The sequence below is a fragment of the Nitrospinota bacterium genome, assembly GCA_035528715.1.
In the GTDB taxonomy this organism is placed as follows: Bacteria; JADFOP01; JADFOP01; order DATKYB01; family DATKYB01; genus DATKYB01.
Genome location: DATKYB010000127.1, coordinates 1 through 2447, shown reverse-complemented (window position 1 = coordinate 2447; position 2447 = coordinate 1). Strand labels below are relative to the sequence as shown.

General features: G+C 35.3%; 3 protein-coding genes. All 3 read right to left on the bottom strand.

Annotated features, from left to right (window positions below; genetic code table 11):
- On the bottom strand, window positions 1–184 hold a 184-nt coding region (locus tag VMW81_09030), incomplete at its 3' end, for a hypothetical protein (GenBank protein HUU51084.1).
- 253 nt (window positions 185–437) lie between these two features.
- On the bottom strand, window positions 438–1661 hold the full coding sequence (locus tag VMW81_09025) for a TIR domain-containing protein (GenBank protein ID HUU51083.1): 1224 nt from the start codon (window positions 1659–1661) through the stop codon (window positions 438–440).
- A 190-nt stretch (window positions 1662–1851) separates the two neighbouring features.
- Window positions 1852–2447, bottom strand: a 596-nt coding sequence (locus tag VMW81_09020; protein ID HUU51082.1) for a hypothetical protein, incomplete at its 5' end; no start/stop codon positions are given.

The window sequence follows — 2447 nt, the reverse complement described above, 5'->3', positions numbered from 1 at the left end:
CTATTAATCTACTGTTTCCAAAAATACCAATGTAATAAATTCCTGCTAAGACAAATCCGAAAGCAAGACCAGTTAATGGAGTGATTTTTTTCTCTTTCTTATTTTTGCTTACAAAAAATACAAGCAAGGCAATAATAGCCAAGACTACAATAGATATAGCGATGTAGATTTGTGATGGATTCATAATATTACTTTATTATTATAATATATAAATCTATTGAATTATATTCTTCTGGGCTCCAGATTTATTTCACTTAACGGCCGGCGTGTATCTGAAGTTCCGAGCAAGGCGAGGATTTGGGTGGGGGTGCGAAGCACCGAAGCCAGATACCCGCCGGTTAAGTGATCGAAGCCCGAAGGGCTGAGACAAGGAAACCGAAGATTTCCGCAGAGCTGCCCGCATTTCATGGCTGTGTGCCCTCTCAACCATTATTATCTCACCTTTTATTTGGAATAGTCCCTCTAAACATAGATTTTACTTCTTTATGACTATCTGGATAGATTTCTTCTACTGGACGAAACTCAAGAAAGTCCCAGTAATCAGTAAAACTAAAATCAGGTAATCCCCCTGAGAGATCCCAATAATGAGCAAATCTTACAGATAAGGTTTCTCCATTTCTCGCTGATGGCTCCGTAAAATGATATTTGCCAATTGACGATTTATCCAGTTTTGCCCTTAAATCACTTTCTAATTTATCGCATGTTTTTGGATATTCCCTCCAGTCCTTCTCTGATATTATTTCCTTTTCAACTAAATCTTCAAAATTAACTCCTAAAGTCGTAACAAATATGCCTTTACTTATACTTCTTTCCTTTATGTTCAATTTTTCGCGCACGGAATCAACTATCCCCTCAACACCCTCGCTCTCTAAGTCAAGGTATTTTACATCTTCATGTATTCCTAAAATTTTAGTATCATCTAACTTGACTGGCAGTATAAATTCTGCTTTTCTTTTTTTAGCCTCTCCTCTTGCAATGGAGAATTCATAATCTGTCCAGTCTTTGATAGGATAATGCTTTGAGATTAGGGCTATTACAAATCTTGCTTTTGGACCATAAACATCCTGAAAGTAGTCAGTTAATTTTTTCCCCCACATCTCACTCTTATAAAATTTATCATAAAATACTTTAACTCCTTCGATTAGTAACGCCCTTGCAAGATCATCTGCAATCTTTCTATTTTCGCCAGCAAACGATAGAGCAATATCATATTCAAACTCATCTTCCGATTCATCATATACTTCTACAGATGGGGGCGAAACTCGCGATTCGTTAATTTTAACACTATCTCCAATCAGCGAAGATAGTAACTTTTCTAAATTAGCTGGGTCGGTTGTTTCGGTAGAAACCTTCATTAGAACTTGTGTTATAGCATCATCAATAGTCTTATACAATAAACGAACATATTCTCTTCTTTCTTGATAAGTTTTTAATTCCACTTTCCAGTAAGAATAAAAATCCCAAAGAGAGGAATGAAAGTTCGAGTTCGGGAAACTAATTCCTTCCTTTCGAAAAACTTTTAATTGCTCCTTTATTGAAAAATATAATTTTCGATATTCTTCTTCAAAATCATCGATGTTTCCACGACCAGTAGAAACTGTGACCATGATTCCTTGTATCCTTGTGATGTCTTCCTTAAGTTTTTCTAATTTCTCCATCATTTACGTCGCACCTTTGTTTTCGAATTAATAAGGGCACACAGCATTTTATATCTTCCACTTGAAATGCGGGGCAATTTCACTTAAAGTTTCCAGCATATACGACGTTGTCGAAGGCATTGTCCCGAAGGGCAAGGGCGTAAGCCCGTAGCGTATATGCTGTGTTATCTGCATGTGATGCCTAATCATCTTTTTAAGTAAGTAGCAGTTCCTTTAACTTATTTGAAATCAATTCGTTTCTTTTATTAATACATTCCTCGAAATTGTTAAATTTCAAATCAATATCTGGAATTAGATGCTTTTTCATATAGTCCTTTCTCGATTCTTCTTCAGGATAAGTAATTTCTAACCACTCTTTGAAGTCTTTGCTTGACTTCTCCTCATTAGGAATTCCTTCTAATAATTGCAGATTGCCAACGTAGTTATAGATCTCCAAATAAGAATCATGTTTATCTTCTGGTATTCCCTTTTTAACTAGCTTTTTTCTACTAGTAAAAAAACTCCTTGGGAAGATATGGTCTTGGTGAAATTTGTTTCTATAATCTAAATTGGGATAAAGTAATGATAAGACAGAAAAAGTATAATTTTGCCCATATCTATAGAACAAGAGATTTTCTATTTCATCTTCATTAAAGATTAAGGATTTGTTTGTGCCCCTTAATCTTTCAATAATGTTCGGATACGGGAAAATATCCTCATTTTCTCTAATTACTTCTCTCACGGGTCTTAAAACGCTATCGGGTTGCCCACCAAAGACTTTCTTTAACAGAGATTTCAAAAGCCAGTCTC

Bases quoted from the DNA above. Each gene is read 5' to 3' on its own strand.
- VMW81_09025 (HUU51083.1), bottom strand. From the start codon at position 1,661: ATGATGGAGAAATTAGAAAAACTTAAGGAAGACATCACAAGGATACAA.